Source organism: Methyloceanibacter marginalis (assembly GCF_001723295.1).
Classification (GTDB): Bacteria; Pseudomonadota; Alphaproteobacteria; order Rhizobiales; family Methyloligellaceae; genus Methyloceanibacter; species Methyloceanibacter marginalis.
In genome coordinates this window covers 1-1,728 of sequence record NZ_LPWD01000406.1, presented here as the reverse complement: position 1 = coordinate 1,728, position 1,728 = coordinate 1, and the positions used below count along the sequence as shown (strand labels likewise).

The window sequence follows — 1,728 nt, the reverse complement described above, 5'->3', positions numbered from 1 at the left end:
CAGGGCACGCGGCGAAAGCCACGCGGCGGACAGAACGAGAGCCAGAGCGGCGCAAACGGCCCTGCCCTTCGTCAACCCCGCCATATTTCCATCCCCCGCCGCACCCGAGGCTAGCCCCCGATCAGGTGGGGGCCACGCTAGCAGATTCTAAAGAAGCTGCGAATCGGCCCACCCCCTCCCCGGCGGCCTTGAGCACTCCCGCTAAGCCATTCTGTTTGCTAGTCTCCGCCACGAAATTTCCCCGGCAACCCCGTAAGGTCGATTCATGCTGAAACACACGCGCCGCCGCGCGCTTGGCCTCCTCATCGCCGCTTGCGCCGGCGCACGGCTCCTTGGCTCGGGCCAGCGCGCCTTCGCGCAGGACGAAGAGAACGCGGATGAAGACTCCGAAGCGCCGTCCGAGCCCGAATGCTACGAGTCCAAAAAGTTCGGCCCGTGGACGGCCCAGGCGAGCGACGCCAGCGCCGGCGCCAGCCAGCGCGACTCGCCCCGATCGATGCCAAGAGCTGCGATCTCGGGCTCGAGTTCCAGGTCAACACGGATTTCGACGCCAAGATCTTCGTCCAAGGCAGCACAGAGGGCTCGCTGCCCGAGGAGTTCCTCGTCAAGCCGGAGAACCGCCTCATCGCCAAGAATCCGGCCGGGACCGTCATCGTCGACGAAGCGCTGTGCGGCAACTGCACCGACATCTACGACGACCAGGTGAGCATCGTGCTGCCGCTCGCCACCGCGCCGCTCCTGCGCGATGAAAAATCCATGGAGCTCGTGCTGAAACTGTCGGGCAAGGACGACGACTGCAGCTTCAACATCGACTGCGTGACCATGCGCAAGGCGCTTGACTGGGCGGCGGAACGCCGCGACGCCTTGGCCGAGAAGCAAGAGAACAACGAATGCACCTCGCCCGAGGGCTGCTTCATCACCACGGCCTGCTGCGATGTGCTCGGTCTCGACGACGATTGCTTCGAGTTGCGCACGCTGCGCCGCTACCGCGACGACGTACTGGCCAAGCAGCCGGGCGGCGGCGCCCTGATCGCCCGCTACTATGCGTTGGCGCCGGGCATTCTGGCACGGCTTCGTACTGCCCCGGACGATCCGGCCCGGTCCCTGCTCTCCGTCTATGCCCGCTTCGTCCTGCCCGCGGCGCTCGCCGCAAGGCTCGGCCTCAACGCGCTGGCCTACCGTCTCTATGTGCGGATGCTAAATGAGCTCGCGGGCACAGACATAGCAACGGGCGCGAGAGCCGAAGCCCCGCGCCCATTACAGTGACCCTCAACGGGTTTAGCTGGCCGCCGTGCCATCCTCGAACTGAAGCGGTTCGCCGATAGGCTCAAAAGCCCACACCATGGCGTCGCCTGTGGCATTGCAGAGATAAAGATCCCCGGCCTCGCTCTCCACGAAGATCGCGTAACCGGGATCGGCGCCGAGGCCGTCGGGCCGGCTCGAGAGCACCGTGCCGCCATCTTCCAGGGACGCCACGCAGACCTTCTCGGCCACCGCCTGCGGATCATCCTCGAAGCCGCCATTGGAGGCCGGCGTCAGGCCGATCAGCTCGGGCCCGGTGCCTTCCAATAAATCGGCGGTCATCAGCGAGTACGAATAGACGAAGCCCTCGGCGTCGGCATCGCACATCCAGAGCCTGTCCTCGGCATCGCCGATCCAGACCAGGCTAAAGCCGATCCCGCTCCCGTCTCGACGGCGCCCAGCGCTCGACCGGCCGTGACCGGTTGG

At 66.0% G+C, this 1,728-nt stretch carries 2 protein-coding genes; one reads left to right on the top strand and one right to left on the bottom strand.

Going from position 1 to position 1,728, the window contains the following annotated elements; all coding sequences use genetic code 11:
- The first annotated feature begins 435 nt into the window (after positions 1-435).
- Entirely contained in the window at positions 436-1,266 is an 831-nt protein-coding gene (locus AUC71_RS13685; RefSeq protein WP_069624684.1) for a CFI-box-CTERM domain-containing protein, read from the top strand.
- A gap of 12 nt (positions 1,267-1,278) precedes the next feature.
- On the opposite strand, the gene AUC71_RS13680 is transcribed toward AUC71_RS13685, so the two are convergent.
- The coding region (locus AUC71_RS13680; protein WP_204376731.1) for a hypothetical protein at positions 1,279-1,728 on the bottom strand (450 nt) is incomplete at its 5' end.